At 73.5% G+C, this 5340-nt stretch carries 4 protein-coding genes and 1 pseudogene; 2 read left to right on the forward strand and 3 right to left on the reverse strand.

Going from position 1 to position 5340, the window contains the following annotated elements; translation table 11 throughout:
* Positions 1–140: 140 nt before the first annotated feature.
* Complete coding sequence (locus ACRDTB_RS37185; RefSeq protein ID WP_431436959.1) at positions 141–1646, forward strand: DEAD/DEAH box helicase; 1506 nt, start codon at positions 141–143, stop codon at positions 1644–1646.
* On the opposite strand, the gene cobA is transcribed toward ACRDTB_RS37185, so the two are convergent.
* Positions 1643–2854 carry a uroporphyrinogen-III C-methyltransferase gene (gene cobA / locus ACRDTB_RS37190; RefSeq protein ID WP_431436956.1) on the reverse strand — a complete coding sequence of 404 codons (1212 nt, stop codon included), beginning with the start codon at positions 2852–2854 and terminating at the stop codon, positions 1643–1645. The two genes, ACRDTB_RS37185 and cobA, sit on opposite strands and share 4 nt — an antisense overlap.
* Before the next feature lie 39 nt (positions 2855–2893).
* On the opposite strand from cobA, the gene ACRDTB_RS37195 reads away from it, so the two are divergent.
* A complete protein-coding gene (locus tag ACRDTB_RS37195) occupies positions 2894–3472 on the forward strand; it encodes a thioredoxin family protein (RefSeq protein ID WP_431436957.1) in 579 nt (192 codons plus the stop codon).
* 57 nt (positions 3473–3529) lie between these two features.
* On the opposite strand, the gene ACRDTB_RS37200 is transcribed toward ACRDTB_RS37195, so the two are convergent.
* Positions 3530–4357 carry a S1 family peptidase gene (locus tag ACRDTB_RS37200; RefSeq protein WP_431436958.1) on the reverse strand — a complete coding sequence of 276 codons (828 nt, stop codon included), beginning with the start codon at positions 4355–4357 and terminating at the stop codon, positions 3530–3532.
* A gap of 219 nt (positions 4358–4576) precedes the next feature.
* Positions 4577–5340: pseudogene (locus ACRDTB_RS37205) on the reverse strand (precorrin-6y C5,15-methyltransferase (decarboxylating) subunit CbiE); the annotation flags it as partial.

Raw genomic sequence — 5340 nt, forward strand, 5'->3', positions numbered from 1 at the left:
CCGGCGCCCGCGGCGATCGGCGCACCGACGCCCGCCGGGACCAGCGCGACCGCCGCGGCCCACACACCGGCAACTCGGCGAACCGCGCGAACCGCCGGGACACCTTCGGCGCCGGTGACCGCTGGGGTGGCCCCAGCGGCATCGACCGGCACGACACCACCGCCAACCGGGCGGAACGCCGCGCCGCCGAGCGGGTCGAACGCTTCGGCGACACCGGAGGGCCCCGACGCTCCGCCGCCACCGAACCCCGCCCCACCGAACCCCGCCCCACCGAGCAGAGCCCCACCGAGCAGAGCCCCACCGAGCAGAGCCACGGCGGGTCCGCTACCCAACACCACGCGACGTCCAACCGGTGGAACGGCGACATCAGCGAACGGCGGACCAACCCCGCCACCGTCTCCTTCGCCGAGCTCGGTCTGCCCACCCCCTTGCTGCGGGCGCTCGACGAGCAGGGCATCACCGACCCCTTCCCCATCCAGGCGGCCACCCTGCCCGACGCGCTCGCGGGGCGGGACGTGCTCGGTCGGGCGCAGACCGGGTCCGGGAAGACGCTCGCGTTCGGGCTGGCGCTGCTCACCCGGCTGCACAAGGGCAAGCCGCGCCCCAACCGCCCGCGTGGCCTGATCCTCGTGCCGACCCGGGAGCTTGCCATGCAGGTCACCGACGCGCTGGTGCCGCTCGCCAAGGCGCTGGGCCTGTGGTGCCGGACCGTCGTCGGCGGGCTGTCGTTCACCAAGCAGGCCGACCAGCTCCAGCGCGGCATCGACCTGCTCATCGCCACCCCGGGCCGGCTGTCCGACCACGTCCGGCAGGGCACCTGCGTCCTCGACGACGTCCGCTTCGTCACGCTCGACGAGGCGGACCAGATGGCCGACATGGGGTTCCTGCCCCAGGTCCGCGACATCCTCGACCTCGTCCCCGACGGTCAGCGGATGCTCTTCTCCGCGACGCTGGACCGCGACGTCGCGGCACTGGTCAACCGGTACCTGACCGACCCGGTCACGCACTCGACCGACCCGTCGGCCGCGACGGTGTCCACAATGGACCACCACCTGCTGATGGTGTCTCGTGAGGACAAGCCGGCCGTGGTCGCCGAGATGGCCGCGCGGGACGGGCGAACCATCATGTTCCTGCGCACCAAGCACCACGTCGACCGGCTCACCCGCCAGCTCCGCGCGGTCGGTGTCCGCGCGGGCGCGTTGCACGGCGGCAAGCCCCAGGGCGCTCGCAACCGCGTCCTCGGCGAGTTCAAGGACGGCCGCCTCCCGGTCCTCATCGCCACCGACGTCGCCGCGCGCGGCATCCACGTCGACGGCATCAGCCTCGTCGTGCACGTCGACCCGCCCGCCGACGCCAAGGGCTACCTGCACCGCGCGGGCCGCACCGCGCGCGCCGGCGAGTCGGGCACCGTCGTCACCCTGGTCACCCACCAGGAGCGGCGCACGGTGTTCCGGATGACCGAGCAGGCCGGCGTCGAGCCGGAGCGCACCAAGGTCCGCCCCGGCGACGACGACCTGGTCCGCATCACCGGCGCCCGCCTGCCGTCCGGGGAACCGGTCGTCGACCCCGAGCCGACCCGGCGCCCGTTCCGGCCGAGCGGCCGCTTCAACAGGCCGGGAGGCCGACCCCGCAGGCACATTCGCTAGGACGCCGGGCGGGACAGCCCCGCCACCGCGCCGACGACGATCACCGCGGGCGGCCGGATCCCTTCCGCCACGACGTCGTCGGCCACCTTGTCCAAAGTGGAGCGCACGACCCGCTGCCCGCGGGTCGTGCCCTCCTGCACGACGGCCACCGGCGTGGCTCCCGGCCGGCCGCCGGCCACGAGCGCCGAGGCGAACGACCCGATCCGCTCGACCGCCATCATCAGCACCAGGGTTCCCCGTAGCGTCGCGAGGGCCGACCAGTCCACAAGGGACGACGGGTCCCCCGGCGGCACGTGTCCCGACACCACGACGACCTCGTGCGCCACGCCGCGGTGCGTCACCGGCACGTCGGCCGCCGCCGGCACCGCGAACGCAGACGTCACCCCGGGCACGACCGTCACCGGCACGCCCGCGGCGGCACACGCCCGCACCTCCTCGTACCCCCGCCCGAACACGAACGGGTCGCCACCCTTCAAGCGCACGACAAACCGGCCCGCGCGGGCGTGCGAGACCAGCAGCTCGTTGATCGCGTCCTGGCTCGCCGCGCGCCCGTACGGGATCTTCGCCGCGTCGACCACCTCCACCGACGGCGGCAGCTCCTCCAGCAGCGCACCCGGCGCCAGCCGGTCGGCCACCACCACGTCGGCCTGGGACAGCAGCCTGCGGCCGCGGACCGTGATCAGGTCCGGATCGCCCGGGCCGCCACCGACCAGGGCCACGCCCACCGGCTTCGTCACCGCATCCGGCACCGGCCCCGCGCGCAGTGCCGCGAGCAGCGAGTCGCGCACGGCCGCCGACCGACGGTGCTCGCCGCCGGCCAGGACGCCGACCAGCAGCCCGTCGTGGTCGCCGGTCGCCGGTGTGACCGCGGTGCCCAGCGACCCCGCGTCGGCGCGCACGCAGAACACCCGCAGCCGCTCGGCCTCCGCCGACACCGAGGCGTTCACCGCGGGGGCGGAGGTGCAGCACAGCACGTACCACGCGCCCTCGAGGTCCCCCGACCGGTACGCGCGCCGGTGCCACACGACCGCGCCCGAGTCGGCCAGCGTCTGGACCGACGGCGTGACGGACGGCGAGACCACCTCGACCCGGGCCCCGCACGACACCAGCCGCGGCAGCCTGCGCTGTGCCACCGTGCCGCCGCCGACGACGACCACACGCCGGCCGGCCAGATCGAGTCCGGCCAGGTAGTGCGCCTCACCTGTCATGCGGTCAAGCATGCCGGGCGCGGTCGATAAGCTCGCGTCATGGTCTCCGTGAACTCCACCATGGTCCCGCTCGGCACCGAGGCGCCGCCGTTCGAACTACCCGACCCGGACGGTGCGATCTGGACGTTCGACAGGGTGGCCGGGCCGAGCGGCACGCTGGTCGCGTTCCTGTGCAACCACTGCCCGTACGTCCAGCACATCGCCGTCCCGCTCGGCGCGGCCGCCGCGCGCTGGCGCCGGCAGGGTCTCGGCGTGATCGGCATCAACAGCAACGACCCGCAGGCATATCCCGACGAGGTCCCCGAGCGGATGGCGGCGAACGCGACCGCCTGGCAGTGGACGTTCCCGTACGTGTCCGATGCCGACCAGACGGCGGCGCACGCGTACCGGGCCGCGTGTACGCCGGACTTCTACCTGTACGACACCCGCCGCACGCTCGCCTACCGCGGCCGGTTCGACGCCGCCCGCCCGGGCAACGGCGTGCCGGTCACCGGCGACGAACTCGAGGCCGCGGTCGCCTCGGTGCTCGCGGGCGAGGAGATCGAGGTCGGCCAGCTGCCGAGCATCGGCTGCAACATCAAGTGGCGGCCGGGCAATGAGCCGGCCTGGTTCGGCTGAGCACGAACACGAGGGCCACTCCGCCGCGGCGGAGTGGCCCTCGTGTGCTACCTACCCTCAGCTGTCGATCTGCTCCTGGATCAGGTCGGACATCGCCGCGACTCGGCCGTACACGCCGTAGAAGTTCGGCTCCGCGCAACCCTGTCCCCAGGACACGATGCCGATCACCTTGCGGGTGCCGTCCGCGGTCACGCCCTCGAGCGGGCCACCGGAGTCACCCTGGCAGCTGTCCTTGCCGCCCTCGGCCAGACCGGCGCACACCATCGAGGTGGCGTCGAACTGGTCCGGGTACGAGGCAGTGCAGTCGGCGTCCGCCGTCACCGGCACGCTCACCTTGCGCAGGATGTCGGAGGTGTCGCCGGTCTCGGTGACGCCCCAGCCGTACACGGTGCTGTTCGCGCCGGCCGCGTACAGGTCCGCGTCCTCCGGCGTGGCGATCGCGATCGGGGCCTCCGCCAGCGGCTGGTCCAGGGTGAGGACCGACGCGTCGTTGGACAACGTGCCGGAGTCGAAGTTCGGGTTGACCCAGATGTCGGTCACGGCCGCGGTAGTGCCGCCACCGCCGGACAGCGACGTGCGGCCGGCCACGACCTGCATGTCGGTGGGCTGCTGGCCCTCGGTGCAGTGCGCGGCGGTGAGGACCTTGGTCGGTGCGACGATGGAACCGCCGCAGAACTGGAACCCGTCGGGCGTGGTCAGCGCGACCATGAACGGGTTCTCCTCGATGGTCGTCTCCTCGCCACCGATGATCATCGGCTGAACGTCGCCAGACGACTGGTTCGTCTGGTCAGCGTTCGCCATGGTCATCGACGCCGCGACGCCGACCGATGCGAGAACCGCTGCGGCAACCCCGGCCAGGCGGAGAAGGCGCCTTGCCTCAGCCATCTCTCTTCTCCCTTGTTCGAATCCCGCGAGCGAGCGTGCTCACGGTGCTGACTCATAGCTACGCGCGGCTCACCATCAGCCACAACGCCCATTCGTATTGGTCTGAACGGGCGAACAAGGTCACGATCGAGTGTCCGAGCTGGGGAAACGCACGGGCGGCCAGCACCCGACGATCGGATGGAATCCCGCCTGACCATGGGACTTTCGACCCACGCGGGGTCAGCGCAGCGTGCCCCACAACAGCAGGTGCGACGAGGCGGCCTCGACCGCGGCGCTGCCGCCCTGCAGACCCTGGATCGGCGCGCTGAACACCAGTCGCCCGTCGACCGCGTAGCCGGCGTCGACCAGCGCGTCGCGCGCGGGCCCGACACTGCCGAGCTCGTGCACGTCGACGACGATCCGGCGCGCGCTCAGCCCCGCGCAGCCGCGCACCACGTCGGTACGCGCGGTGCCGATGAACACCGAGTCCGGCTGCGGCAGTCCGATCAGCGACTCCGGTACCGGCCCGTCGACCAGCCGCACGTCCACATCGTGCCGCTTGGCGTTGGCCACGATCCGCACGCACAGCCCCGGATCGTTCTCGACCGCGATCACCGCCGCGCCCAGCCGCGCGGCCTCGACGCCGAGCGAGCCGCTGCCGGCGGTGACGTCCCAGACGAGCGAGCCCGGCCGCGGCGCGAGCCTCGCGAGCGCCAGCGCGCGCAGCTCCGGCGAGCCGCCCACGCCCTCCCGGACGGTGAACGCGTCCTGCCGCAGCGCCCAGCCGTCCGCGGGCGGCACCGGCTCACCGCCGGCGAGCCAGCCCTGCCGGCTGGTCCGATCGAGGTCGGACAGGCACAGCACGACGTTCGGCTCCGGCCACGTCCGCCCGGCCGCCTCCGCCGGGTCCACAATGGACAGCTCCTCGGCCGGGCCGCCGACGTCGGCCAGCACCGCCAGCGTGCGCCGCCAGCCGGCGAGCGCGGCGCCGAACTCGGCCGGGC

Origin of the sequence: Actinophytocola sp. (genome assembly GCF_050699935.1) — a bacterium.
Taxonomy (GTDB): Bacteria; Actinomycetota; Actinomycetes; order Mycobacteriales; family Pseudonocardiaceae; genus Actinophytocola.